This is a genomic window from Ihubacter sp. rT4E-8, from assembly GCF_049852125.1.
Classification (GTDB): domain Bacteria; phylum Bacillota; class Clostridia; order Peptostreptococcales; family Anaerovoracaceae; genus Senimuribacter.
Genome location: NZ_CP187532.1, coordinates 2,462,694 through 2,487,293, shown reverse-complemented (window position 1 = coordinate 2,487,293; position 24,600 = coordinate 2,462,694). Strand labels below are relative to the sequence as shown.

Genomic DNA, 24,600 nt, shown 5'->3' with positions numbered 1-24,600 from the left:
AGTCAGATTTTAAAATGCTTCTGGAAACGAGGTGTGAACGTGAATTCGTACGCCATCATTCTGTCTCCAATTTCTCAAAGAGGGCATCTACGATATCAAATACCGGTTGTTTTCCGGACGCAAGCTTTGCTTTGACATCATTGATTTCGCTGCGGAGCTCATTGAGATATTGTTTTGGATAGACAGCGACCGGCATGATGCAAATAAAACCGTCCTTTTCGAAGATATCTAACTTGTCACCTTCTGACAAAGCGAGCTTTATAATGATTTCTTTAGGAATTGTTATCTGCGATTTCTGACGTAATTCAGCTAGCATATAATCATCTCTTTTGCTTTTAGATTAATAAGTGAGAAAATCCTACTTTCTTATTATGTAGGAAATATCGATTTTCGATATTTCCGGAATATCAAGAAAGTCTACCTTTGAGTAGAATCGGCGTAACCGACTTTCTTACTTATAGTATACTCAATTTGACAAATCTACACAAGGAAAAATCCACTATTCCTGCAGCATATACAGTCGTACAGCCAGGGAGATATCTGTGTAGAACTCCTGATCGCTCATATCTTCGGTGAACAGAAACTGTTTGATTTTATTCAGCCGGTAACGCACGGTATTGTGGTGGCAGTTTAAGAGGCTGGCAGTTTTGAAAATGTCGCCCCTGCAGATGGTCAGCGCCCGCGCGGTTTCGTAAAAGTCCTGTTTTTCTAAAATAGGCTGAATGCGGGCGTTCATATAATCCTTCATTACATCAGAGTGGGCGTAAGGAATGAGAAGCTGCCATGGGCCAATAGACTTAAAGCTGCGGAAGTGTTTTTGCTCAGCGGCAGAGGCGATATAGGTAAAGTAGCTTTCTCTAATGCACTGATCCAAATCTTTGAATGGATCGTGAATCAGACTGCAATTGATATAAAGATCTTCTTCCGGCAGTGACAGGAACTCCATCAGTTCAGATAAGATAATTTCAAAGGACCTTTCATTATTCTGACGGGCAGTCAGTACAGCGAAAAGTCCGTCTTTATATTTACACAGAAGCGCTTTTTGCATCAGCGCGCGGTTCAGGTAGAATTTTTTGGTGTAACGGTCTAAATCCAGCAGAAAATTGGAATTATCGCTTTTTAAATAGACAGTCATGATGTGTTCTTTAAATTTGATAGATACATTCTTGCTGAGAGCATATACCTGCGCTTTGGTCATGCCGTCTGATATCATTTTGTCGATGTTTTCTTCGGAGAAAAAATTATCGCTTTCTTTTCGTACCGCGTCCATGATGTCAAAGATGATTTCGTCCATGAACTGGCCTGTAGTGAACTGAAGAATCGGAAAGTCGTTTGCTTCCGCGAAATCGAGGACTTCTGCAGGAAGTACAGAAAATAGATTGGGTTTATAAGCGAAGGCGGCAGCGCCGATGGCATGCAGTTCTTTTACGGCGGACAGGATCAGCGCCGGATTCTCTTTGGCAAAAAGCAGGCTGCTCATGACGATACTGTCTGGCAGAAACACATCTTTTTCGTGGGAATCAGCAAAGTCAGCAAATTCAAAGTCCGCAATACCCGCAGATACGACGGATCTTGAAAGACCAGCTTTGCCGGCGATAAGCTGAATGCCTCTGAGCGAATCTAATTCTAAAATATCCTTTACTGTCAGCGCCATAGCGCAAATCCTCCTTTAACCCTTAATATATCTCATATTATACCGTTTTTCTGTGCAATTTTGATTGGAAAAATACTAAAGAAAACAAAAAAATTTTGAATACATACTCAAAAATTGTGATTTTTTTCACGATACAATGGATATATCCAAGAAGGAGAAATCCCGGAAGGTGCAGAAAGGAGATGTAAAGCAAAATTGATTAACATGAAGGTTTTGAAGATGGAAGAAACGAAACAAGTCCTGAAGATGCAGGATGTGATTTCTACCATCGAAGAAGTATACCGGGCGCAGTCGGCAGGCGACGCAGCAATTTGGCCGCTGATTACCGAGGTCTTTGAAGAAGATAAAGCGGAGATGGATATCAAATCTGGCTGGCTGAAAACAGCAGGTATTTACGGTCTCAAATCCGTATCCTGGTTTGAGGATAACGATAAAGCGGGACTTCCTGCACTGATGGGAACCATTCTCATCTTCGACGCGAAAACCGGCGCGCCTCTTGGCATTGTAGACGGATCACACATTACAGGCATCAGAACCGGCGCGGCAGGGGCGATTGGCGCAAAGCTGCTGGCGAGAAAGGATGCGAAGAATTTGTTGATTGTCGGCGCCGGACATGTGGCGACATTCCAGGCGGCAGCTACACTGCTCAGTTTCCCACAGCTCGAGAAAGTCATGATTTATGACGGACTGGACTTTGGCAACGCACAGCGTTTTGCTGGAGGGCTCAGAGATACATTAAAAACAGATTTTGCTATGGAGGATGTAAAAGCGTCCTTTGAGGCAGTAGAGGATATCACCAAAGCAACAGCGGAAAGCGATATCATCATCACAGTGACGCCGTCCAGAGAGCCGATTATCAAGAAGGAATGGGTAAAACCGGGAACACATTTTTCCTGTATCGGTTCCGATATGAGCGGCAAAGAAGAAATCGATCCTGAGATTTTCGCAGGCGCCAAGGTGTTCGTCGACGATATCAAGCAGTGCGTCGAAGTAGGCGAGATCGAGATTCCGATTAAAAAAGGTATTTTAAAAGAAGAAGATATCACAGGAATCATCGGTGATGTAATCACAGGAAAGGCGTCAGGCAGAGACAGTGACGATCAGATTACTGTGTTCGACGCAACGGGCACAGCCCTGCTTGACCTTCTGACCGGTATGCTGGCGCTGAAAGAAGCGGACAAAGCAGGTCTTGGACAGGCCATTGAACTTTAGACACTTAATGCAAAAAAGCATAGATAAGGAGAATTAAAATGAAATTAGAGAGATTCAAAGTGGAACGCTGGATGGATGAGTATGAAGGTTTCCTGACTTACGATTTGGGTGAGACTTGCGTGGATTCTCTGGAAGTGGGAGAGCTTCTGGAACTATGCGGCAAAGATCCGGCAGAGTTTATGGAAGAACTCAAAGGGGAAAGACTGGTGTATGGTCACATTCACGGCTCCCCTGAGCTGAAAAACGGTATTGCAGGACTTTATAAAAATCTGACAGCAGACGACGTCGTACCGACCCACGGCGGCATCAGCGCTAACCACATGGTTATCGCCTGCCTGGTTGAACCGACTGACAATGTCGTAGCAGTTCTGCCGACCTATCAGCAGCACTACTCCATTCCGGAGTCCATCGGCGCAGAAGTAAGAATGTCTTGGCTGAAAAAGGAAGATAATTTCCTGCCTGATCTGGAGGAAATCGATAAGCTCATCGATGAAAACACCAAACTGATTTCCATCTGCAATCCAGACAATCCAACAGGTGCATTTGTTCCGGAAGATATGATGAAGGAAATCGTAAAGATGGCGGAAAAGGTCGGCGCATACATACTCTGCGACGAAGCTTACAGAGGCGTACCTGCTGACGGCGGCTATATGTACTCCATCGCTGACTTGTATGATAAAGGCGTTGCAACTTCCAGCATGTCCAAGATTTTCGGTCTTGCAGGTCTGAGAATGGGATGGATTGCGACTAAGGATAAGGACTTGATGGCGCAGTGCCACGGCAGAAGAGACTACGATACCATCAGCTGCGGCTATATCGATGATATTCTGGCAAGCATGGCTCTTGCGAACAAGGATAAAATTTTTGCAAGAAGCGCGAAGATTTTGGAACAGGGCAGAGAAATCCTGGACAAATGGGTCAGCGAAACAGAAGGCGTCAGCTATGTGAAGCCGGCAGCTGGAACCACCGCATTGATATTCTACGACAAGGATGTTCCTTCCTTCGACTTCTGCGTCAAACTGGTTAAGGAAAGAGGCGTACTGACTACACCGGGTTCCGCTTTTGAGATGGAACACTGCTTCAGAATCGGTTACGCTTTCAGCCCGGATGTATTGCAGAAGGGACTGGAAATTATCGCGCAGCTGTTAAAAGAATATTAAAGATAAATAGAAGGAGAAAAGGTCATGAGCAAAATTCATGTGTATTCCGAAATCGGAAAACTGAAAAAAGTATTGCTGCATCGTCCCGGAGATGAAATTGACGGCGTGATTCCGCAGACTATGCCTCGTCACCTCTTTGATGACATTCCATGGAAAAAAGGTGCCCAGTATGAGCACGACTGCTTTGCCGACATTCTGAGAGGCGAAGGCACAGAAGTTGTCTACATAGAAGATTTGTTCCGCAAATCTTTCGCAAAAGAAGGAAGTCGTGAGACTTTTATCGGAAAATTTCTCAACAAACACGGGATTTACAGCGCACATCTGAGAGGCCAGATCTTTGAGTATCTGATGAGTCTGGAACCAGAAGCTATGGCTGACAGAATTATGGCAGGCATCAGAAAATCTGACATCGGCGAAAAGAAGGCAGAGGACTTCTCACGCTTCTTCCCGGACGAAGAATACGAGCTGTATTACACAGAACCGCTGGCAAACCTATATTATGCCAGAGACCCGGGATCTTCCATCGGACGTGGCATGAGCTTCCACAACATGGAAAAACTGGGCAGAGATTTGGAAACTGTAGTATGGCAGCATATCTTCGAAAACAATCCGGATTTCGCAGATGAAGATACGCCGATGTGGCTTTCCAACGAGAGTCCATTTGGCATTGAAGGCGGCGATATCGCTATTCTGTCCAAAGAAGTCATCGGTATTGGCTGCAGTCTGAGAACCCAGCCGGAGGCCATCGAGCAGCTTGCAAGAAAGGTTCTACCAAACGACAGTTTCAAGAAAGTTCTGGCGTTTACCATTCCAAAGGACAGAAAGTTCATGCATCTGGATACGGTTCTGACCATGATTGACCATGATAAATTCACCGTACATCCGGGCATTGAGTCTACACTGAATGTGTTTGAAATCAGCCTGGGCAAGGGCGGTGAGCTGGTCTATAAAGATAAGTCAGATGTGATTGAAAAGGTGCTGGCTGACGCGCTGCATCTTGACAGTATAAAAGTGCTGCGCTGCGCGGGCGGTTCTTTCATCGACTCTGAACGTGAACAGTGGAACGACGGCACCAACACGCTGGCCATCGCGCCGGGCACTGTGGTGACCTACAGCAGAAATGAAATCACCAACGAGCTGCTCAGACAAAACGGCATCAAGGTGCTTGAAATGCCATGCGGCGAACTGTCCAGAGGCAGAGGCGGCCCGAGATGCATGAGCATGCCGCTGGTTCGTGAAGATATTTAAGAAAGATATTTTAGACAGAAAAATGGAGGAAAAACAAATGAATGTAAGACATTTTATTGAAACCGATGATTTCACCAAAGAAGAATACCTGGAAATGCTGAAAGTCATCAAAACCTTAAAGGACGCAGAGCGCAAAGGCATCCGCCTTCCACTTCTGAAGGATCAGTCCCTGGCTATGATGTTTGACCAGCCGTCCACCAGAACCAGAGTTTCTTTTGAAGCAGCTATGACACAGCTGGGCGGACACGCTTTGTACCTGGAAACGAAGACGCTCCACTGCGGTGAAGACAGAGAAACTATCAAGGATACCGCGCAGGTACTTTCCGGCATGTGCGACGCTATCGAAATTCGTACCGAATCTCAGGATACCATTATTGAACTTGCAAAGTACTCTGATGTGCCTGTATTCAGCGGCATGAGCAGCAAATGCATGCATCCGACTCAGGCGCTGTGCGACCTGTTCACTATGACAGAATATATGCCGGAAGGCAAGAAAATCGAAGATCTGGTTTACATGTTCATCGGCGATAACTCCGTACTTGGCGACAATATCGGCGGCGTATGCAGAACAGAAGCAAGACTTCTGTCCAAGATGGGCGTAACCTTTATTTCCTGCGCGCCGAAGGAAGCTGAAATGGCACCGGAAGACGTAGCGTACTGCAAGGCAGAAATGGAAAAATCCGGCGGTAAGTTCATTCAGACAAATGATCCGTATGAATACATCGACCAGGTTGACTTCATCGCCACAGACGCATGGTGGTATCACGGTTCCGACCATCTGAAGGATAAGAAGATCGCAACCTTCTTCCCTAAGTATTCCATCAACAGAGAACTGCTGTCCAAGGCAAAACCGTCCATTAAGGTTATGCACAACCTGCCTGGAAACCGTGGCTATGAAATCTCTGACGAAGTATGGGACAGCGATCAGTCCGTCCTGATTCCGCAGGCAGAAAATAGATTACATACAGAAAAAGGTCTGTTGGTATACTTCATGTATCCGCTGCTGAAGGAAAAAGAAGCGCTGCATACAGAAGCAGACGTCGATTATTACAAGAAAGCTGTCGACGAACTAGTCTTAAAATAAAAAATAATTTCCGGATGAGGGGATGCTTTTTGGCATTCCCTGATTCCGTTGAAAAGAAAGGGCAATACTCCTATGAAAAATCTAAAGCTGGCTATGATCGGATACGGAAACGTAGGCAAAGCCTTTGCGAAGATGCTGAAAACAAGAAAGCAGTATATCGCAGATACTTATGGCGTTAATCCAGTAATTACCGCGATCTGCACCAGAAGTAAAGGGGCGCTTTTGGACAGGGATGGAATTGATACGGACTTATTAGAAAGCAGAATATTTGACAAGAATGTGGGCAGCATGGAGGTCATAGAGCAGGCGGATTACGATGTGATGGTTGAGCTGACGCCGATCAATATTATGACGGGACAGCCTGCCATCGACCATGTTCGCAGCGCCTTGGAAAGAAAGAAACACGTCATTACTGCCAACAAAGGAACCATCGCATGGGCATATCGGGAGCTAAAGAATCTGGCTGCGGAAAATCATGTCATCTTTTGCCATGAGGCGACGGTTATGGATGGCGTGCCGGTATTCAATCTGGCGAAGGAAACCTTAAAAGCCTGCAAAATTACGGAGGTAAAGGGTATTCTCAACGCTACGACCAACTATGTCCTCGATCAGATGGAGAAAGGCGTTTCCTATGAGGAAGCAGTAAAGGAAGGGCAGAGAAGGGGATTTGTAGAGGCCGATCCGTCCATGGATTTGGAAGGATGGGACGCGGCAGCGAAGCTGACCGCTTTGATGAACGTTCTGATGGATGTAAAGATTACACCGCCGGACATCAAAAGAACAGGGATTTCTGAGATTACGAAAGAGCAGCTTTTGGAAGCTGCCAAGCATGGACAGAAGATTAAGCTGGTCTGCCATGGATGGCTGGAAGACGGGAAGCCTGTCGGTACTGTGCAGCCACAGGCAGTTAATGGCGACGATCTGCTGGCCAGCATTAACGGAACAGCAGCTGCTGTGACGGTAAATACGGATTTGATGGGGGAAGTATCCATTATTGAGCACGTTTATGAACCGGAAATTGATCAGACTGCATACGGCGTGCTCAGCGATCTGCTCAGAATTCTGACAGACGCAGAGAACTTATAACTCATTTATTTATATTAGAAAGGACAAATTTTATGGGTAAGAAAATTCCAATTTGGCAGTCGCTTTTGGTACTTTTATTCGCGGCTTTTGCAATTTGTTATTGTTTGGGCGTATGGGAAAGCCTTTTTGGCAGCGCATTTGCCTGCAGCTATGGAGACATTCATGTAGGACTGATTCTCTCCGCCATTTTTGCCGCAGTGGTCGCGGCACTCAATGGCTGGAAATGGTCCTTTGTAGAAAAGGGTATGATTAAAACAGTCAACAGTATGATGCAGTCACTTTTAATCATTATCGCAACTGGCGCTTTGGTCGGTTCCTGGATTCAGGCAGGCGTTGTACCGGCTATGGTTTATTATGGATTGGGTATTCTGACACCTGGACTGTTCCTGGTGGCAACCATGATTATTTGTGCAATCGTATCCCTGTCCACAGGTACTTCCTGGGGTACAGCAGGTACAGTCGGTATTGCCTTAATCGGTATCGGCGGCGGTCTTGGAATTCCAACCGGGATTGCAGCTGGGGCAGTTATTTCCGGCGCATATTTTGGCGATAAAATGTCTCCGCTGTCTGACACCACCAACATGGCGTCAGCAGTAGCCGGTGTAAACCTCTTTGAACATATTCGTCACATGATGTATACGGTTGTACCGACCAGTATCATTTCTTTGGTTTTATACGCTATTATCGGTATGCGTTATTCCGGCAGTACAGATATGTCTCAGGTTGAAGCGCTGCGCAGCGGTATATTAGAAAACTTTAATATTAATCCGGTGCTGGTACTGCCGCCGCTTTTAGTTATTCTCATGATTGCATTTAAGATGCCGGCACTGCCTGGTATGATTTTTGGCGCGGTGCTAGGCAGCATTTTCGCAGTTATTTTCCAGGGTGTAAATATCGGAGATACTCTTGGCGTATGGCACTATGGATTTGAGTTCGCGGATCCTGAAAGTGTGATGCCGGAACTTGTAGAGCTGCTGACAAGAGGTGGTATGGACTCTATGATGTGGACAGTTCTTCTGATGCTCTGTGCCATGGCACTGGGCGGTGTGATGGAATGCACCGGTATGCTGACTTCTATTACGGAGGGTCTGATGCGTATCGTAAAGGGCAGAGGCCCTGTAGTTCTGACCACTTTGCTGACTGCTATCTTCATCAACATCATCCCGGGAGATTTATATCTTTCTATCGCTATGACTGGTTCGATGTACAAAGAAGTATTTGAGGATATGAGGCTCAAAAGAAAGAATCTGTCCAGATGTCTGGAAGACTCCTCGACACTTACGTCAAACCTGGTGCCTTGGAATGCATGTGGGGCTTATATGCAGGGCGTCTTTGGCATTTCGCAGTGGGGCGCCGGCGGCTACGCGCCGTATGCCTTCCTCAATCTGATCTGTCCGCTTGTATCGGCGTTCTACGGCTTTACCGGCATCACTATGGAAAAGATGACAGAAGAAGAATACCAGCAGATTTTGGTTGAGCGTGAGAAAGAGAAGCAGGAAGCGCTAGCTGCTTTAGAAGCGTAAGTTTCCTTTCTTTGAAAGTCATATAAATGCATTTGCCGGCAGCGGCGCATATCTTTAGCAGATTGCTGCGGAATGCGCCGCTGCTAGCTTTTTCCATAAAGATTTACAAATAAGGAGAGAACAATGGATGAGAAAAAGAAAAGAAAATTAACCGTTCCTCACGTGTATATTTTGCTTTTGGCAATTATGCTGATTTGCGCGGTACTGACCTATCTGGTACCGGCAGGCGCTTATGATATGCACACCATTACCGTTCCGGAAACGGGAGCGGAACGAGAAGTTGTTGACGCACAGACTTATCATCAGGTGGAATCTACGCCTGTTTCTCTGCTTCAGTTTCTGACAGCAGTGCCGCGCGGCATGCAGGAAGCAGCGCAGATTATCTTCTTTCTGTTTGTTATAGGCGGCGCCATGAATATACTGACGGAAACCAGAGCCATCGATGCAGGCGTCGGAAGATTGGTTAAAAAACTATCCAGCCGGTCGATTGTGCTGGTGCCGGTTTTTGTAATCCTGTTTTCCATCTGCGGAGCGACTTTTGGTATGTGTGAAGAAACCATCGCATTTGTACCAATCTTCATTCCTATCTTGCTGGCGATGGGCTTTGACTCTATCACCGGTGCGGCTGTTGTTCTGTGCGGCTGCGGCGCTGGCTATGCAGCAGCGTTTCTGAACCCGTTCAACGTGCAGATTTCACAGGGAATTGCGGAATTACCTTTAGGATCTGCTATGGGATTTCGTATTGTCATGTTTTGCTGCATGACACTGCTTGTTACAGTATTTTTAACCTGGTACGCATTAAAGATACGTAAAAATCCTGAAAAGTCTCTGATGTATGAAGCTGATCAGCATCGTCAGGATTCTATTAATCTGGAAAGTCTTCCTGATTTCGGAGGAAGAGAAAAAGCAATCCTGCTGGTATTTGCGGCATCCATCGCACTGCTCGTTTATGGTGTAGTTAAACTTGGATGGTATATGGACGAGCTGGCTGCTATTTTTCTGGGGATGTCGATGATTGTTGCTTTTATCGCAAAAGACATGGGATTTAACCGGTATGCGGAACTTTTTGGACAGGGCATGGCAGGTATTGCCGGCGGTGCGCTGGTAGTTGGTTTTGCCCGGGGTATTCTGGTAGTTCTTACGGATGGTCAGATTGTGCATACCATTCTTCACAGCGCGGCAGGTCTTCTCGGTGGTTTGCCATCGACAGTTTCTGCGGTAGGTATGTATATTTTCCAGTGTCTGCTCAATTTTGTAATTCCTTCTGCATCAGGACAGGCAGCGGTATCCGTGCCTATTATGGCGCCATTGGGTGACTTAGTGGGTGTAACCAGACAGACAACCTGTATTGCATTCCAGCTGGGTGACGGAATTTCCAATATTTTGACACCGACTTCCGGTTATTTTATGGCGGCGCTGGCTGCAGGCAAAGTTCCTTGGAATAAGTGGGCGAAATGGATTCTTCCTTTAATTGGACTGGAGTTCTTGCTGGGGGCTGTTTTTGTAATTGCGGCACACTCCATGAACTTAGGACCATTCTAAAATACAGGATAGTGAGAATATACTGATTAGGAAAAGCGGGCAGTCTCGGGGCAGAAAATTTTGTCCAGACGGCCCGCTTTAAGGAGGAATACGTGATGATGTATGAACAATTGATTTCAAAGATTGCAGGAGCAGTGGAAAAAAATTTACCGGAGATGATTTCCTATAATGATGAGACTGCAGAACATCCGGAAGTATCAGGGCATGAATATGAAACTGCAAAGCGGATTGCCAGCTTGCTTTCCGGACACGGATATACCCTGGAATATCCTTTTGCCGGCATTGATACAGCATTTCGCGCGGTTTACGGCGAAAATAATCACAAATATAAAGTGGGTTTTCTTGTGGAGTATGACGCTCTGCCTGAAATAGGACACGCTTGCGGACATTGCCTCAGCGGCGCAATCAGCATTTTAGCAGGCCTGTCTGTGAAGGATCTGCAGGATCAGCTCGATACGGACTTTCATATAATAGGTACGCCTGATGAGGAAGACGAGGGACAGAAATGTCATATGGCGGAGGATGGCGTCTTTGATGATTACGATATGGTTTTGATGATCCATCTGTATAATCGAAATATCGTGGAGCCAACATTACAGTGCTGTTTGATTCGCGACTATCATTTTTACGGGAAAGCGTCTCATGCGTCGGCGGCGCCTTGGGAGGGTAGGAACGCGCTTAACGCAGCGCAGCTTTTCCTGCATGCCATCGATATGCTCAGGCAGCATACTACTGTGGACGCTCAATTTCATGGGGTCATCAGTCATGGCGGTGATTTTCCCAATACTGTGCCGGATCATGTGGTTGTCAAACAGATGATTCGCGCTTTGGACAAAACATATGTGCAGCAGCTGGACGGCTTTGTCGATGATTGCGCGGGCGGCGCGGCCATGGCGACACAGACTACATGGAAGAAGGAAAAATGCGGTGAAGATTATTATAACCTGAAGATAAATGAAACGGGCGCTGAGGCAATAGGTGAAGTGTTTGCAGAGTTTGGGCTGAAAGCAGAGGATGATCAGGTAGGAATTTTTGGATCCTCTGATATCGGTAATGTAAGCTTTCATTGTCCGTCGTTTCAGCCTTGCTTTAAGATTGCAGATGAGAATGTAGTCTTGCACAGCCGAGAATTTGCACAATTGATGACCACAGAAACAGCTCATCAGACCCTTGCCCTTGGAGCAAAGGTTCTGGCAAACACAGCAGTAAAAATTTTCAGTGATGAAGAAAAAGTTGCGGCAATGAAACGGGATTTTCTGGAAGGATAAGATATATGCAAAAGAGTCAAATGCAAAGTGTTCTGGCGCTCATGGTGACGGCGTTTATCTGGGGCGCGGCCTTTGTAGCGCAGAGTACCGGCGGTGATATGCTGGGACCGTTTACCTTCAGCTGCCTTCGGTTTTCGGTAGGCGCGCTGGCGCTGCTGCCTGTCATAAAGCTATTTGACCGGATTGGAATTACTGCAGGTAAGCTGAAAACGCGGCAGGAAAGGAAAGACCTTTGGAAATGCGGTATTTGCTGCGGGTTCTTTCTCAGTATGGTGTCGCTTTCTCAGCAGCTGGGATTGTATTATGGCACGCCTGCCGGAAAAGCGGGATTTTTGTCAGCCTGCTATATCGTAATTGTGCCGATTTTAGGCTTGTTTCTGAAGCGGACCTGTGGCTGGAATGTGTGGGCAGCTGTGGCAATCACACTGGCGGGGTTATATCTGCTGTGCATCCATGGAGATTTTTCGGTACAGACGTCGGATTTGCTGGTGCTGTGCAGCTCGCTGATGAGTGCGTTTCAGCTGATGACGGTAGACCATTATGCGGGACGGGTAGACGTAGCCAGAATGCCGCTCATTCAGTTTGTGACAGCAGCTTGTATTGCTTTTTTTCCTATGTTTTTCTCGGACATGTCGGGCAATGTGTCTGGGATTTTACGATGTATGGAAACGCTGGCAAAGCCGCAGGCGCTGGGGTCGATTCTGTACGCCGGTGTTTTGTCGGGCAGTGTAGCTTATACACTGCAGAATATCGGACAGCGTCATGTCCATCCGGCGGTGGCGTCGCTAATTCTCAGTCTGGAGTCAGTTTTTGCAGTACTGGCGGGCTGGGTTGTCTTGGGGCAGAGCCTGTCCCTCCGTGAATTGGCAGGTTGCGGTCTTGTATTTGCTGCTATTATTTTGGCACAGATTCCGATGAAAAAGAAAGAGAGGTTATCATGAAACACAAGTTTATCGCGAAACGTTACTGGAAGGATCATCAGACTGCCATGGGCAAGTCTGACGAGATGGCGAAGACCTTTGACGATGTGATCAATCTGAGCCTCGGAGATCCGGATCTGATTACGGACGACATCATTATAGACGGCGCTTTTGCGGATGCCAAGGCAGGACATACTAAATATACGGATTTTCGGGGCGATCCGGAGCTGCGGACGGAAATCTGCAGATTTTATCAGGAAGAATACGGTATGGAGGTACGGGACGAGGAGGTCTTTGTCTGTGCCTCCGCTAGTCTTGGCATGTATCTTAGCTTGGAAGCTATCGTGGACGACGGGGATGAGGTGATTTTGCAGGCGCCGTTTTTCACGCCGTATCCGCAGCAGGTGGAGCTGGCGCGAGGGATTCCTGTGGAACTTGCGACCTATGAGGACGAAGATTTCCAAATCAATATAGAGCGTCTTGAAAGTCTGATTACGGAGCGAACCAAGGCGCTGGTCATCAATTCGCCGTCCAATCCGACGGGAAACTGTTTGAACATGGAAACCATGGAGCAGCTTGCGGAGATTGCGGTAAAACATGATCTCCTTGTGATTTCTGACGACATTTATACGGCGTTCAGCTATCAGAATCCGTTTGTGCCCTTTGCATCCCTTCCGGGAATGCGGGAGCGAACGATCATACTGAACTCTTTTTCCAAGAACTTCACTATGACAGGCTGGCGTGTCGGCAATATCATCGCGCCGGATTACATCATTAAAACCATACAGCAGGTCAACGAAAATGTAGTCTTTACGACGCCGTCTATTTCTCAGAGAGCGGCGATTCACGCACTCCGCCATCGGCATGAAATTCAGCCTGCTATGATTGAGGAATATCGCAAGCGGATGTTTTACGCGGCGGAGCGGGTCAATGAAATCTCTGGACTTTCGGTGATTGATCCGCCGAAGGGGAGCTTCTATCTGTTCGTAAATATCAAAGAAACCGGTCTTTCCAGCGCAGCGGCCGCAGAGAAAATTCTGCAGGACGCTCATGTGCTGACATTGCCGGGTACTGCCTTTGGAGCATGCGGCGAAGGTTATGTGAGAATCGCCTGCACAGTAGGTGTAGACCGGCTTTGCGAAGCATTTGACCGAATAGAGAAAATACAGTGGTAAACGGTTTTGCTTGAATGTTTGCAGGCGGTACAGATTGTGCCGCCTGATTATATTTTATGAAGATCTTGACAGTTTTTTCAGCTCACTGGCAGCATAAAGGGGAAGATCAAGCAGTCCCGGTTCTTTTCGATAGTCTGCCATAGAAGTGCGTACGGAAAGAGCCGGACTGTATTTTTCCCGATAGGTTTTCAGGCTTTTTGCCTTTAAATTGCGCGCCGCTTTTACTTCCAGCGGAATGATATCGCAGCTGGTATCGATGAGAAAATCAATTTCGCAGGAACCGCGGTCGTTGGTGTAGTAATATAGACTGATATCCGGGTCAGTAATCAGCTGCTGCAGGACATACTGCTCCGTCAGCGCGCCTTTAAATTCCACGAATAAATCGTTTCCAGAAAGCAGTGTCTGCTGTCTGAGACCGGTCATGCAGCTGAGCAGCCCTACATCGAGTACAAAGAGCTTAAAGGCTTTTAAATCTTCATAGGCTTTTAAGGGCAAAGCCGGCGTGGTAATGCGGCTGACCTTGTGAATCAGACCACAGTCCGAAAGCCACATGATTGCTGTTTCAAATTCCTTTGCTCTGCCGCCTTCGCGTACAAGACCGTAGAGGAATTTTTTGTTTTCTTTTGCCAGCTGTGAAGGGATGCTATTCCAGAGCATTCTGATTTTGGGTACGATTTCCAGGGGTGCGTGCTTGGAAAAATCCTGTTCGTAAGCGGACAGAATGCGCTGCTGCACTTGCCGAACCAGATTAAAATCCTGCGTCTGCGAAAAGCGAAGTACAGCTTCCGGCATGCCGCCCACATAGTAATAATGCTTCAGCGCGTCCATGTAGGTTTGCTGAAAGGAGGAAACCATGGAAAAATCATGGTCATTCAAAAGCTGCGCAAAAGATTCTTTGCCGGTAGCGATGAGAAACTCTTCGAAAGTAAGGGGATACAGATGGAGAAAATCCACTTTCCCGACAGGAAATGAGGTGCCCTGATGCAGCGCAATACCAAGAAGACTGCCTGCGCAGATGATGTGATACTGCGGTGCGTTTTCGTAGAAATATTTCAGGCTTTTGAGTGCGTTTGGCACTTCCTGTACCTCGTCAAAAATAAGCAATGTGTTCGCAGGATTAATTTTAACGCCTGCGTATAATTCCAGTCCCAGGAGAATTCGCTTTACATCAAGATCTGCTGCGAATAGACCCTGCATTTGTGTATTAGAATCGAAGTTGATATACACTGTATGTTCGTAAGCGTTCTGCCCGAATTCTTTCATGAGCCAGGTTTTCCCAACCTGACGCGCTCCCTGTAAAATTAAGGGTTTCCGGTATTCGCTTTCTTTCCATTGATAAAGGGTTTTCATTGCACTGCGGTACATGGCACGATGCCTCCTTGCTTTCCGTGATAGAGGTAGTATAGCATGGGTATACAAAAATTACAACGAAAAAGTGTGATATAACTACATTTTTTACTGAGAATAACGCATCGGCGCAGGATTTATTGTTCGACTTCAACAGCGTGAAAAAGTCCATTTGGATATAAGGAAATGCTGCAGTGGTTTTCAAGTAATGCCATAAAACGTTTGACCAAAACGCCGAAACTGTACTTTTGCGATACGGGACTTAGTGCATGGCTTTCCATGTGGCTGACGAAAGAGACATTGATGGCAGGCGCTGTCAGCGGACATTTCTTCGAAAATCATGTTGTGATGGAACTTGTAAGACACTATGCCTACGGAAAAGACGTGGCAGAGCTTTCTTATTATCGGGATGCCAATGGGAAAGAGATTGACGTTTTGGTGGAAGAAAACCATCGAATTCATCCCTTTGAAATCAAAAAGGCATCCGTGCCGGACAGATGCGAGGTGAAGAAGTTCAGCTTATTAGATGGAGGAACGCTTCAGAGAGGCTCAGGCGGTATCATCTGTATGTGCGAGCGTGTGATTCCCATTGATTCAGAGAACTGCCTTATTCCGTGTAATTTAATTTAAAAATGCAGCGTAATGTATTACGGCAATCTTACGAAAACGATCAGATGGATGCTGATATTGACAAATTTTTGTAATCTGCATATTTTTCTCAATAAATCAAGGAAGGAATATCGTATAGGAGAAGAATATAAGGAGGTATGGCAACCATGAAGAATACACTTTCATCACAGATTCGGGTTTTTAGTGATAACTCGGAGTATATCGAATCAAAAGAAATGGAAAAGATGTTGCGGGCACTGGATGAGGGAGAAAAATCGGGTGAATTGGTAGACGAAGCAGATGTATATAAGCGACTTGGAGTAGAAATGCCATGAATGTGAAATACAGACCGGCAGCAATTTGTGACATTGAATTCACTGCTGAATCAAATAGTAGCATTTCGTCTTCTCGTCTTCGCAGGCTTTCACGAAATGATTGAGTTGTGCAGACCAATCTTATTCGGAGGCAACTGCACAACTTTATATAGAATCAATACTTGAAAGTTGTGCAAAGTAATTCTGATTTACGGTTACTTGCACAATTTTTTCATCCCGGAAAGCCTAAAAGTTGTGCAAATTAGGCTAATCCATCGTGGTCTGCACAACTGGAATCTATTCTACAATTTTAGCCTGAAAAGAGGCGGCACACCTTTATAGACTTTGTTTTCTGATTTCAACATTCTGCATAACCAGTTTTACGTGATCTGCGCGGGCAAGACACCGAATATCAGAAAGAGGATTGCCGTTGACGATGACGATGTCGGCAAGTTTTCCTTTTTCCAGGGAGCCGCAATTCGCGTTTTCTGGCAGCAGATGAGCCGCATTTGACGTACCAGCTTTGATGGCTTCCATCGGCGTCATGCCAGCACGGCACATGGTGTTCAGGCACTATGAATATGAAAGCGCCTTTTCGTGAGTATTTCTTCGTAAATAAAAGTGCCTTTTCGTGCAAATTATTCTTGAATAAAAGTGCCTTTTCGGTATATAATGTGAGATAGGAAAGGAAAAATAAATGAAACGGAAAATATACAAGCGGCTTTTAGAATGGAAAGAAAAAGATCAGGGTGCATGCGCACTTTTGCTGGATGGCGCAAGACGTGTCGGCAAAAGTTACATTGCACAGCAATTTGGACAAAATGAGTATAGAAGCAACATCCTGATTGACTTCGCCCATTTGCCGAAAGAGGTACAGGAAATTTTTGAACATGATTTCACTGACCTGGAACTTTTTTTCAATAAGCTGTCGGCATATTACAGAGTGCAGCTTTATCCCAGAGAGACACTTTTTGTTTTTGATGAAGTGCAGCAGTTTCCAAAAGCGAGAGAACTGGTAAAGTATCTGGTAGCAGACGGTCGCTATGATTATCTGGAGACAGGATCGCTGATTTCGCTCAGGACGAATGTGGAACATATTGTAATCCCTTCGGAGGAAGAACATGTAGAAATGTTTCCTATGGATTTTGAAGAATTCCTGTGGGCAATGGGAGATGAAACAACGATCCCTTTTTTGCGGGATTGTTTTGAACATCTTCGCCCGTTGGGCCAGGCGGTGCATCGGCGCGTCATGAATGATTTTCGGCAATATATGCTGGTTGGCGGTATGCCGCAGGCTGTGGAAGTTTATGTAAAAACGAAGAATTTTGAGGAAACGGATCGCATCAAAAAAAGAATTCTGCAGCTGTATCGAGCGGATGTCACAAAATTTGCGAGAGGTTACGAGGCAAAGGTGCTGGCTATTTTTGATGAAATGCCGGCGCAACTGGCGAAAACAGAAAAGAAATATAAGCTGTCAGATATAGATAAAACAGCAAGATTTCGTGATTATGAAAATGCTTTTATATGGCTGAGCGAGGCGATGATTGCTAATAATTGCTATAATGCGACAGAACCGACAGTAGGCTTGTCCATGAGTACAGAATATACGACAAGAAAAAGTTATATGGCAGATACGGGTCTTTTGGTAAGCCACTCTTTTATGGAAGACAGTTATATGGATAATGAACTTTATCGGGACATTCTGCTGGACAGACTGCACGTCAATGAAGGGATGCTGATGGAAAATATTGTAGCGCAGGAACTGCGAAGCAGTGGACATAAACTGTACTTTTATTCTCGGGTTGATAAAAATCACCGTGAAAATAATATGGAAATTGACTTTCTGATACGAAACAAGCGAAAAATCTGCCCGGTAGAAGTAAAATCGGGCAATTATCGAAAGCATTCGTCACTGGATAAATTCAGAGAAAAATTCAGACGAAACATCGGACAGCCTTATATCTTGTATACCAGAGATATTGTTGTAAAAGAAGATATCGTGCATCTTCCGCTGTATATGGCAATGTTTTTATAAATTATTTTATACGAATGAAAAAACGAAAGGATTTTACAATATGGAATCACTTACTGAATTATACAGAATTGGCAGGGGACCGTCCAGTTCCCACACCATTGCGCCTGACCGGGCTGCCCGGATTTTTCTGGAAGAAAACCCGGATGCTGGCCGTTTTACAGTGACTCTCTATGGCTCGCTGTCCAAGACCGGCAAAGGCCATATGACCGATACGGCGATTGTGGACGTGCTTGGCGCGGAGCGCTGCAGCATTGTCTTCAGCGATAAACCTGATGCGGAATTGCCCCATCCTAATACCATGTTTTTTGAAGCCTTTGACACTTCCGGTACATGCACTGCCTCCATGGAAGTCTACAGCGTAGGCGGCGGCAGAATTGCCATCAAAGGGCGTCCGGCAGAGGAAGCACAGGACGTCTATACGTTGTCCTCCTTTTCAGCGATTCGCGATTACTGCAGAGAAAAAGATCTGCGGCTGTGCGAATATGTTTATAAAACAGAGGGAGACGCCATCAGAGACTATCTGGCAAAGGTTTGGAGACAGATGAAGGAGACCGTAGAACGGGGGCTCGCGGCGGAAGGCGTACTGCAAGGAGGACTTGAGGTGCAGAGGAAAGCTCGCTATCTTTACCGGCAGAATCATATCGATGAAACGCCTCAAACCCGTGAGAATCGGTTGGTCTGCGCATTTGCTTACGCAGTCAGCGAAGAAAATGCCGACGGCGGTATCATTGTCACCGCGCCGACCTGCGGCGCCAGCGGCGTTGTACCCGCCACTCTTTACTATATGCAGAAGAACCGTCATTTTTCCGATGAGCGGATTGTGGACGCGCTGGCAACGGCGGGACTTGTGGGGAATTTGATTAAAACCAACGCTTCTATCAGCGGTGCGGAATGTGGCTGCCAGGCGGAGGTGGGAAGCGCCTGCTCTATGGCTGCTGCCGGTCTTGCGGAGTTATTCGGTATGGAAATCGATCAGATTGAATACGCTGCAGAGGTTGCCATGGAGCATCACTTGGGGCTGACCTGTGATCCAATCTGCGGACTGGTGCAGATTCCTTGCATTGAGCGTAACGCTGTTGCGGCGATGCGTGCCATCAATGCGCTGAGCCTTGCCAATTTCCTGACCCATACCAGAAAGATTTCCTTTGATGTGGTAATTAAGACCATGTACGAGACAGGCCGTGACCTGTTCAGCAAGTACAGAGAGACCAGTGAAGGCGGTCTTGCCAAAACCTATTTTGAATAAAAAATGCCTGCGCCGCTGGACCAGTTTCCGGCGGCGCAGATATTTTTGATATTTCTCATTATAATCCCTGCATTTTGAAAAGATTTGCGATTTCTTCGGCAGATTCTTGCATTCCTCTTTGAAACCATACCTCAATCCAGCCATATAGCGTATATGCAACAAAGGCTTTTGCGTATGCCTCGATTTGTATGTCTTCTGGTGTGGGTCCGCAGATTCCCAGAATCACATCTTTTAATAAATAGATTAAATTTCTTTCACTGAGTAAACGATAAAAGTCCAGATGATCTTCAAAATGCGTGAACATCGATTGCAGCAGACTGCTGATGGTTTTGTCATCGTTTTGGTCATATGCGTTGCCCCACGCGGAAAATAGCTGATGGATATGCTTTCTCAAAATATCTTCTTTGTCTGTATAATTCCGATAAAAAGATGCTCTGCCGACACCTGCCTTTTCGCATAGTTCACTGATGGAAATATCACTGATAGATTTATGATGAAGCAGAGTTAGAAGCGCGTCAGTTAAATGGTTTATCACATAGCTGTTTCGTCCCTCGTTACTCAACGGTGATACATTTTCAGGCGTTTGTCTCATTTTTTTCCCTTTCATTGACAACCAAAAAATTTACAGATACAATGCTATTGCTGAGACGATTGTATCATCGTAATTTTAGAATAGATTGGTCATACTGTCAAGGCAGTAAAACGAGAGGAGACAGAGAAATGTCACTTAGAAAAAAACGCATTTTAATCTTATTGATGATTATTGTTGCTGCTGTGATTTTAGGTCGGCTTGCTGTCAGAGCAGTGATGAACGTTCTGATGGGCGGTACGCTCTTTGGAGGAAACATTTTATGAGTCAAGGAAAAAGGGAGAAAAGGAAAGGCAGAGTGATGTGGGGATTGATTTATGTTCTTACGTTTTTAATTGCTTTTTGCAGCTCAGCTGCATTTAAAATGATGTATCAGCCGTTTGGTGATGAGTTTTCTGTCGATTGGAATGATTCGATCGGCACAACCTATACAGATATTGCGTATGGCAGTGGTGAAGCTAATAAGTTCGACTTGTATGTACCGGTGGATAATTCCAGAAAAGGTTATGGATTGATCGTATATCTCCATGCGGGAGGTTTCACCAGCGGGGATAAATCGGGTGATGCAGAAATATTGCAGTGGCTTTGTTCAAAAGAGTATGTAACGGCAGGTATTAACTATACGCTGTTCAGTGAAGAACATCCTGAAGCCAGCGTGTACTCTCAGTCAATGGAAATAAAACAGAGTATGCCTTATGTGATTGCAGAGGCGGAAAAGCTGGGCTATCACATCGATGAAATGGCAATAGCAGGCGGTTCAGCAGGCGGCACGCTGGCGCTTTTGTATGCCTACCGGGATGCAGAATCTTCACCAGTGCCTGTGAAGATGGTCTTTGAAGCGGTGGGCCCGTCGTCCTTTTATCCGGAAGACTGGAGAAGCTACGGTCTGGATCAAAACACTGCAGAGAGTGAGGCTGGTGCAAGAGGGCTATTCAGCGCCATGGCAGGCAAAGAACTCAAAGCAGAATTTGACACGCCGGCTTATGATGAAGAAATCAAAGATATTTCCGCGCTGCTTTGGGTGAACGAAAATACGGTGCCTACCGTTCTGGCATACGGGAAGTATGATAAGGTGCAGCCTTATGAAGGATCTGTAAGACTGCGCAAAGCCCTTGAAGATAACAGGGTTCCGCATGATTATTATCTGTGCGCGCATTCAGGTCACGGGCTGCAAAATGACAACAAAGTGTATGCGGCGTATATGAGAAAAATATTGGAATACCTTGCCAAGTATATGCCTGTCAAATAAAAGCGGCAGTCTACTTCGTATGGAATCGCCTTTTCAGTTCTCGTAGGAATTCAGAGCCCAAGCTTATCATGCAGGCAAAGAGCAGGCAGATGGCGAAAACGCCCATAACTGCCAGCGCCCAGCGGCTTTCTTCGTGCCATAGAGATAGCCCGATAACGGAGCCTGCTATGGCAAAGAGAATGAGTAAAAGCATGGGAAGCATGTTCTGCTTCTGCCGCTCCAGATCGGTAAAAAAGAGAATGCCCGCGACGGCAAGACCGGTGAAACAGACGATGGGCACCACTTCGATTGCCCAGCCCGGCGCCAGAAAGACGTCGATCAGCGTCAGCAAAATGCAGGTACAGACGATAGTTTTGATGAACTGACTGATGCGGTTGTATTCCACCAAATCGGGCGACAGCACCAGGGTCCACAGCATGTAAAGGACCATGAGGACAATGATGCTCCAGGCGGCGCCGCCGGTGACCAGATTCACGACCGGACAAATCAGCGCAGCGAACAGGACAGGCCAGCGGACGATGTGAAGCAATTTTTTTCGCTGCAGCCTGCGTCTTTCCACGGTTGGATAAGTAATGTCAAGCTTCATATAACGGACTCCCTTCTGTTTTCATTCGGATGCCGTCTGCAGAAAGCAGGGCATAGAGTTTTTCTTCAAAGGTAGGATCGGCTGTCATTTTGGTCACGGACAGCATCGCCGTATCGTTGATGGTTACCACGGCGCAGCTTGCCCGATTGGTGATGGCGGTACCCAGCACAAAATCCATGCTTTCGATGTGTGCTGCGACGGAATCCGGCAGATGTACCACACCCAGATTGGAAAGGGTATTGGTAAAAATTTTATCTCCCAAAAATCCGTACACCATTTTTGCAGCCGGCTGCTTGATAGAGAGGGGAATATACTTTAGCGTGCCTACCAGTCTTTCTGTGGCGGTCAGCATTTCGCACATCGCCGGTTTGTCGGTTTTCTGCTTCAGCTGTGCGTCGATGGCTTCGATCATGGCAGGAAGACTGGTGATCTGGGACAGCGGCAGCCGGATACCGCAGTACATGGAAAAATTTCGAACCGTTTTGGAAGGATAGAATTTTCGCATGTTGACCGGAACCTGAATGCTAGCTTCGCCGGAAAGTTCGTCAGTTGCCGCTTTTCCCGCCAGAAACAGCTGCGCCAGCAGGTATACGGTAATCGTTGTATGGTAGTTTGCAGATGCCGCTTTCAGATCTGCGGCGTCCATCTTAAAGTGAATCACGCGGCACGGCTTGTTTTCACTCAGTCTGCCGCTCATCTGGACGGCAGGTTTGTCGATAAATCCAGAGGCGGTCTCGCTTAAAGGAACCTTTGCGAAAGCATTTTCAAATTCTGCGATGTCCGGCGTTTCGCCTGTATCCCAGAGGGTTTCATCATAGGACACTGCAGCGCCGGAAAGCCGAAGATATTCTGCCGCGAGGGTTTTTAAAAAGGTCATGCCGCCAGTGCCGTCGGTCAGCACATGAAAGAATTCTACGCTGATGCGGTTTTCATAGTAAAGGACGCGGAAAGACTGGGAGCCACTTAGTGAAACTTTCAGGGGCTGACAGGGGATATCGTGCTCCGCCTCGACCAAGAAGCGGCGTTTAGTTGTGTCCAGATAGTGCCAGAAAAATCCTTTTTTCAGTGTGGTGGCGAAGCTGGGAAACCGTTTGATGGTAAAGTTTAGCGCCATCTGCAGCAGCTGCGGGCTCACCGTTTTTTTGAGATAAACCGATAGACGGAAAACGGACATGCTGCCGTGTTCCATTGAAAGAGGATAAATTTTGGCGGCGTCATCCAGGGCGAACCAAAGAATAGAAGGTCTCGCGTAAAAACCGCCCAGATTGCGGATATCTAAAAGATCCAGCGCCGTATCCAGCGGGACGCCGGCGTCTTTGTAGTACAGCAGCGCCTGCTCAAAATCTGTCTGCAGCAGCTTTTTTTCTTTTTTTGCCATGAGACAGTGCATGTTAAATTCTGTAAAAAAGTCGTTGAGTTTATTCTGCTCATTTGCAGGCAGCGTTTCTATGTAAGTCGCAAAAGGGTTTTCTGGAATTTGTTTCATTTCTCTGCTCCCATCTCTAATCCATTTTTCATCCTGCTATTATTTATATCATAAAACGACCATTTTTGCCACCGGGAATTGCCGTGACCTCAGTTTTGCCTTGGAAGCTGTGCGTGCGGCTTGACTTTTGTGGTCGCTATGTTATAGTAACCATAAGAAACATCGGAAGAAAGGTGCCGCCATGAATTACAGAACTATAGAAATTTTCCTCGATTTAGTCCAGACCAGAAACATTACGAAAACCGCCCAGCGTCTTTATCTTGCCCAATCTACGGTCAGTAAGCGACTGGCGGCGCTGGAGGAAGAACTGGGATATTCGCTGATTCAAAGAACCAAGGGCAGGCGGGAAATTCTGCTGACCAGGCAAGGGGAGCAATTCATTTCTGTGGCAGAGCGCTGGAAAAATCTCTTTGAGGAAACAGAAAGCTTGAAAAATGCCTCTCTTTCCACCATCATGCTGGGGATCAGCGAAAGTTCCTATTATGGCTTTATCGCGCCTTTTCTGCGCCGGTTTATGGAGGCGCATCCGGATATTCGCATTGTAGCGAGCATCTATAATTCTGATCAGATTTATCAGATGATGGATAACCACATGCTGGATTACGGAATCACGGCTTATGAGTCGGAGCGTGCAGGCATCAGCAACCAGTGCATCAGCCGGCAGAAGCTGTGCTTGATTCGGTACAGCGCAAAGCCGGAAGAAGGACAGGTGATTTCGGCAGCGGCATTAGACCCGGCAAAGGAAATCCGTTTTACCGGCGGCAATTTCCGCAGCATGAATCACTGGCGAAAAACCTGGTTTTCCGGAAAGAACGAAAGCAGGCTGGAGTTAAATACGGTGCAGGGTATCGTGCCGTTTTTGGATGGCACTGACTACTGGGCGGTCTGCACCCCGTCTATGGCGGCGTCCATTGCCCGCAATGTCAGTTTGCAGATCTATCAGATGGAAGACTGCGCGGATACGTGGGAACTTTTCTTCCTGAAGCGGGAAGGAGAGGAAGCGCAGAAAACGACAGCGGCAATGCAGTTCGAGGCGGAACTGTTTGCTTACGTAGAGGCGTTTTCTGAAAATGAATAAATCGGTGTGTAACGGCATTTTTGACACTATGTGCTTTTATTTGCTCTTAAAGTGTCATTTCTTTCGTTGGCGTTTTTGGGAATCTGACACATTGCTGCTATTTTTACAGGGAATGTGTCAATAATTGAATGAAAGTGGGATGAAAATACAAATCATACTGATGTAATAGCTTTAAATTCGAGCTTATAC

The 24,600-nt window shown here is 46.4% G+C and carries 24 protein-coding genes; 17 read left to right on the top strand and 7 right to left on the bottom strand.

What is annotated here, in order from left to right; genetic code table 11:
* Window positions 1–55: 55 nt before the first annotated feature.
* Window positions 56–316 (bottom strand): AbrB/MazE/SpoVT family DNA-binding domain-containing protein, encoded by a 261-nt coding sequence (locus ACPW7J_RS12245; RefSeq protein ID WP_425755356.1) that lies wholly within the window; start codon window positions 314–316, stop codon window positions 56–58.
* Between the two features lie 183 nt (window positions 317–499).
* Entirely contained in the window at window positions 500–1,654 is a 1,155-nt protein-coding gene (locus ACPW7J_RS12240) for a PucR family transcriptional regulator (protein WP_425755355.1), read from the bottom strand.
* Between the two features lie 204 nt (window positions 1,655–1,858).
* Between ACPW7J_RS12240 and ACPW7J_RS12235 the strand changes: the two genes are divergently transcribed.
* The 10 genes from ACPW7J_RS12235 (at window position 1,859) to ACPW7J_RS12190 (ending at window position 13,872) form a co-directional block, all read left to right on the top strand.
* Window positions 1,859–2,866, top strand: a complete 1,008-nt coding sequence (locus ACPW7J_RS12235; protein ID WP_424960076.1) for an ornithine cyclodeaminase family protein — start codon at window positions 1,859–1,861, stop codon at window positions 2,864–2,866.
* 38 nt (window positions 2,867–2,904) lie between these two features.
* Window positions 2,905–4,026, top strand: coding sequence for an aminotransferase (locus tag ACPW7J_RS12230; RefSeq protein WP_424959967.1), 1,122 nt, complete (start codon window positions 2,905–2,907; stop codon window positions 4,024–4,026).
* A gap of 24 nt (window positions 4,027–4,050) precedes the next feature.
* Window positions 4,051–5,274, top strand: a complete 1,224-nt coding sequence (locus ACPW7J_RS12225) for an arginine deiminase (protein ID WP_424959968.1) — start codon at window positions 4,051–4,053, stop codon at window positions 5,272–5,274.
* 37 nt (window positions 5,275–5,311) lie between these two features.
* Window positions 5,312–6,358 carry an ornithine carbamoyltransferase gene (gene argF, locus ACPW7J_RS12220; protein WP_161874247.1) on the top strand — a complete coding sequence of 349 codons (1,047 nt, stop codon included), beginning with the start codon at window positions 5,312–5,314 and terminating at the stop codon, window positions 6,356–6,358.
* A gap of 72 nt (window positions 6,359–6,430) precedes the next feature.
* A complete protein-coding gene (locus tag ACPW7J_RS12215) occupies window positions 6,431–7,444 on the top strand; it encodes a homoserine dehydrogenase (protein ID WP_425755354.1) in 1,014 nt (337 codons plus the stop codon).
* Window positions 7,445–7,476: 32 nt separating this feature from the next.
* Complete coding sequence (gene nhaC / locus ACPW7J_RS12210; protein WP_424959971.1) at window positions 7,477–8,967, top strand: Na+/H+ antiporter NhaC; 1,491 nt, start codon at window positions 7,477–7,479, stop codon at window positions 8,965–8,967.
* Between the two features lie 123 nt (window positions 8,968–9,090).
* Window positions 9,091–10,509 carry a YfcC family protein gene (locus ACPW7J_RS12205; RefSeq protein ID WP_424959972.1) on the top strand — a complete coding sequence of 473 codons (1,419 nt, stop codon included), beginning with the start codon at window positions 9,091–9,093 and terminating at the stop codon, window positions 10,507–10,509.
* 95 nt (window positions 10,510–10,604) lie between these two features.
* Window positions 10,605–11,777, top strand: coding sequence for an amidohydrolase (locus ACPW7J_RS12200; protein ID WP_425755353.1), 1,173 nt, complete (start codon window positions 10,605–10,607; stop codon window positions 11,775–11,777).
* A gap of 5 nt (window positions 11,778–11,782) precedes the next feature.
* Window positions 11,783–12,718 (top strand): DMT family transporter, encoded by a 936-nt coding sequence (locus ACPW7J_RS12195; RefSeq protein WP_425755352.1) that lies wholly within the window; start codon window positions 11,783–11,785, stop codon window positions 12,716–12,718.
* Entirely contained in the window at window positions 12,715–13,872 is a 1,158-nt protein-coding gene (locus ACPW7J_RS12190) for a pyridoxal phosphate-dependent aminotransferase (protein ID WP_425755351.1), read from the top strand. The genes ACPW7J_RS12195 and ACPW7J_RS12190 overlap by 4 nt, the downstream gene beginning before the upstream one ends.
* A 54-nt stretch (window positions 13,873–13,926) precedes the next feature.
* On the opposite strand, the gene ACPW7J_RS12185 is transcribed toward ACPW7J_RS12190, so the two are convergent.
* Window positions 13,927–15,237, bottom strand: coding sequence for an ATP-binding protein (locus tag ACPW7J_RS12185; RefSeq protein ID WP_425755350.1), 1,311 nt, complete (start codon window positions 15,235–15,237; stop codon window positions 13,927–13,929).
* Between the two features lie 168 nt (window positions 15,238–15,405).
* Here ACPW7J_RS12185 and ACPW7J_RS12180 point away from each other — a divergent pair, with 168 nt between their 5' ends.
* Together ACPW7J_RS12180 and ACPW7J_RS12175 are read left to right on the top strand one after the other, a co-directional pair.
* Entirely contained in the window at window positions 15,406–15,849 is a 444-nt protein-coding gene (locus ACPW7J_RS12180; protein WP_425755349.1) for a DUF4143 domain-containing protein, read from the top strand.
* 137 nt (window positions 15,850–15,986) lie between these two features.
* Window positions 15,987–16,163: a hypothetical protein gene (locus tag ACPW7J_RS12175; RefSeq protein WP_425755348.1), complete on the top strand. Its 177-nt coding sequence runs from the start codon at window positions 15,987–15,989 to the stop codon at window positions 16,161–16,163.
* Between the two features lie 315 nt (window positions 16,164–16,478).
* Here the strand turns inward: ACPW7J_RS12175 and ACPW7J_RS12170 are convergent, their stop codons facing one another.
* Window positions 16,479–16,688 carry an amidohydrolase family protein gene (locus ACPW7J_RS12170; protein ID WP_425755347.1) on the bottom strand — a complete coding sequence of 70 codons (210 nt, stop codon included), beginning with the start codon at window positions 16,686–16,688 and terminating at the stop codon, window positions 16,479–16,481.
* A 151-nt stretch (window positions 16,689–16,839) separates the two neighbouring features.
* Between ACPW7J_RS12170 and ACPW7J_RS12165 the strand changes: the two genes are divergently transcribed.
* Complete coding sequence (locus ACPW7J_RS12165) at window positions 16,840–18,177, top strand: ATP-binding protein (protein ID WP_425755346.1); 1,338 nt, start codon at window positions 16,840–16,842, stop codon at window positions 18,175–18,177.
* A gap of 40 nt (window positions 18,178–18,217) precedes the next feature.
* Complete coding sequence (locus tag ACPW7J_RS12160; RefSeq protein ID WP_425755345.1) at window positions 18,218–19,423, top strand: L-serine ammonia-lyase; 1,206 nt, start codon at window positions 18,218–18,220, stop codon at window positions 19,421–19,423.
* A gap of 58 nt (window positions 19,424–19,481) precedes the next feature.
* Here ACPW7J_RS12160 and ACPW7J_RS12155 read toward each other — a convergent pair whose 3' ends face one another.
* A complete protein-coding gene (locus ACPW7J_RS12155; protein WP_425755344.1) occupies window positions 19,482–20,015 on the bottom strand; it encodes a TetR/AcrR family transcriptional regulator in 534 nt (177 codons plus the stop codon).
* Window positions 20,016–20,143: 128 nt separating this feature from the next.
* Between ACPW7J_RS12155 and ACPW7J_RS12150 the strand changes: the two genes are divergently transcribed.
* Window positions 20,144–20,278, top strand: a complete 135-nt coding sequence (locus ACPW7J_RS12150) for a hypothetical protein (RefSeq protein ID WP_424959976.1) — start codon at window positions 20,144–20,146, stop codon at window positions 20,276–20,278.
* Window positions 20,275–21,261 (top strand): alpha/beta hydrolase, encoded by a 987-nt coding sequence (locus tag ACPW7J_RS12145; RefSeq protein ID WP_425755343.1) that lies wholly within the window; start codon window positions 20,275–20,277, stop codon window positions 21,259–21,261. The genes ACPW7J_RS12150 and ACPW7J_RS12145 overlap by 4 nt, the downstream gene beginning before the upstream one ends.
* Window positions 21,262–21,271: 10 nt before the next feature.
* On the opposite strand, the gene ACPW7J_RS12140 is transcribed toward ACPW7J_RS12145, so the two are convergent.
* Both ACPW7J_RS12140 and ACPW7J_RS12135 read right to left on the bottom strand, forming a co-directional pair.
* Window positions 21,272–21,847, bottom strand: coding sequence for a DUF6320 domain-containing protein (locus ACPW7J_RS12140; RefSeq protein WP_425755342.1), 576 nt, complete (start codon window positions 21,845–21,847; stop codon window positions 21,272–21,274).
* Window positions 21,837–23,333 (bottom strand): hypothetical protein, encoded by a 1,497-nt coding sequence (locus ACPW7J_RS12135; RefSeq protein ID WP_425755341.1) that lies wholly within the window; start codon window positions 23,331–23,333, stop codon window positions 21,837–21,839. The genes ACPW7J_RS12140 and ACPW7J_RS12135 overlap by 11 nt, the downstream gene beginning before the upstream one ends.
* A 181-nt stretch (window positions 23,334–23,514) precedes the next feature.
* Between ACPW7J_RS12135 and ACPW7J_RS12130 the strand changes: the two genes are divergently transcribed.
* The gene (locus ACPW7J_RS12130; RefSeq protein ID WP_425755340.1) at window positions 23,515–24,411 is read left to right on the top strand and encodes a LysR family transcriptional regulator; all 897 of its coding nucleotides are present in this window, start codon (window positions 23,515–23,517) and stop codon (window positions 24,409–24,411) included.
* Window positions 24,412–24,600 lie beyond the last annotated feature (189 nt).

Excerpts from the sequence above, each read along its gene's own strand:
- ACPW7J_RS12200 (WP_425755353.1), top strand. The coding sequence starts at position 10,605 with ATGATGTATGAACAATTGATTTCAAAGATTGCAGGAGCAGTGGAAAAA.
- ACPW7J_RS12230 (WP_424959967.1), top strand. The coding sequence starts at position 2,905 with ATGAAATTAGAGAGATTCAAAGTGGAACGCTGGATGGATGAGTATGAA.
- ACPW7J_RS12205 (WP_424959972.1), top strand. The coding sequence starts at position 9,091 with ATGGATGAGAAAAAGAAAAGAAAATTAACCGTTCCTCACGTGTATATT.
- ACPW7J_RS12180 (WP_425755349.1), top strand. The coding sequence starts at position 15,406 with ATGCTGCAGTGGTTTTCAAGTAATGCCATAAAACGTTTGACCAAAACG.
- ACPW7J_RS12160 (WP_425755345.1), top strand. The coding sequence starts at position 18,218 with ATGGAATCACTTACTGAATTATACAGAATTGGCAGGGGACCGTCCAGT.
- ACPW7J_RS12135 (WP_425755341.1), bottom strand. The coding sequence starts at position 23,333 with ATGAAACAAATTCCAGAAAACCCTTTTGCGACTTACATAGAAACGCTG.
- ACPW7J_RS12170 (WP_425755347.1), bottom strand. The coding sequence starts at position 16,688 with ATGACGCCGATGGAAGCCATCAAAGCTGGTACGTCAAATGCGGCTCAT.
- ACPW7J_RS12175 (WP_425755348.1), top strand. The coding sequence starts at position 15,987 with ATGGCAACCATGAAGAATACACTTTCATCACAGATTCGGGTTTTTAGT.
- ACPW7J_RS12150 (WP_424959976.1), top strand. The coding sequence starts at position 20,144 with ATGTCACTTAGAAAAAAACGCATTTTAATCTTATTGATGATTATTGTT.
- nhaC (WP_424959971.1), top strand. The coding sequence starts at position 7,477 with ATGGGTAAGAAAATTCCAATTTGGCAGTCGCTTTTGGTACTTTTATTC.
- ACPW7J_RS12130 (WP_425755340.1), top strand. The coding sequence starts at position 23,515 with ATGAATTACAGAACTATAGAAATTTTCCTCGATTTAGTCCAGACCAGA.
- argF (WP_161874247.1), top strand. The coding sequence starts at position 5,312 with ATGAATGTAAGACATTTTATTGAAACCGATGATTTCACCAAAGAAGAA.
- ACPW7J_RS12185 (WP_425755350.1), bottom strand. The coding sequence starts at position 15,237 with ATGTACCGCAGTGCAATGAAAACCCTTTATCAATGGAAAGAAAGCGAA.
- ACPW7J_RS12240 (WP_425755355.1), bottom strand. The coding sequence starts at position 1,654 with ATGGCGCTGACAGTAAAGGATATTTTAGAATTAGATTCGCTCAGAGGC.
- ACPW7J_RS12195 (WP_425755352.1), top strand. The coding sequence starts at position 11,783 with ATGCAAAAGAGTCAAATGCAAAGTGTTCTGGCGCTCATGGTGACGGCG.
- ACPW7J_RS12235 (WP_424960076.1), top strand. The coding sequence starts at position 1,859 with ATGAAGGTTTTGAAGATGGAAGAAACGAAACAAGTCCTGAAGATGCAG.
- ACPW7J_RS12225 (WP_424959968.1), top strand. The coding sequence starts at position 4,051 with ATGAGCAAAATTCATGTGTATTCCGAAATCGGAAAACTGAAAAAAGTA.
- ACPW7J_RS12155 (WP_425755344.1), bottom strand. The coding sequence starts at position 20,015 with ATGAGACAAACGCCTGAAAATGTATCACCGTTGAGTAACGAGGGACGA.
- ACPW7J_RS12190 (WP_425755351.1), top strand. The coding sequence starts at position 12,715 with ATGAAACACAAGTTTATCGCGAAACGTTACTGGAAGGATCATCAGACT.
- ACPW7J_RS12145 (WP_425755343.1), top strand. The coding sequence starts at position 20,275 with ATGAGTCAAGGAAAAAGGGAGAAAAGGAAAGGCAGAGTGATGTGGGGA.
- ACPW7J_RS12245 (WP_425755356.1), bottom strand. The coding sequence starts at position 316 with ATGCTAGCTGAATTACGTCAGAAATCGCAGATAACAATTCCTAAAGAA.
- ACPW7J_RS12140 (WP_425755342.1), bottom strand. The coding sequence starts at position 21,847 with ATGAAGCTTGACATTACTTATCCAACCGTGGAAAGACGCAGGCTGCAG.
- ACPW7J_RS12165 (WP_425755346.1), top strand. The coding sequence starts at position 16,840 with ATGAAACGGAAAATATACAAGCGGCTTTTAGAATGGAAAGAAAAAGAT.
- ACPW7J_RS12215 (WP_425755354.1), top strand. The coding sequence starts at position 6,431 with ATGAAAAATCTAAAGCTGGCTATGATCGGATACGGAAACGTAGGCAAA.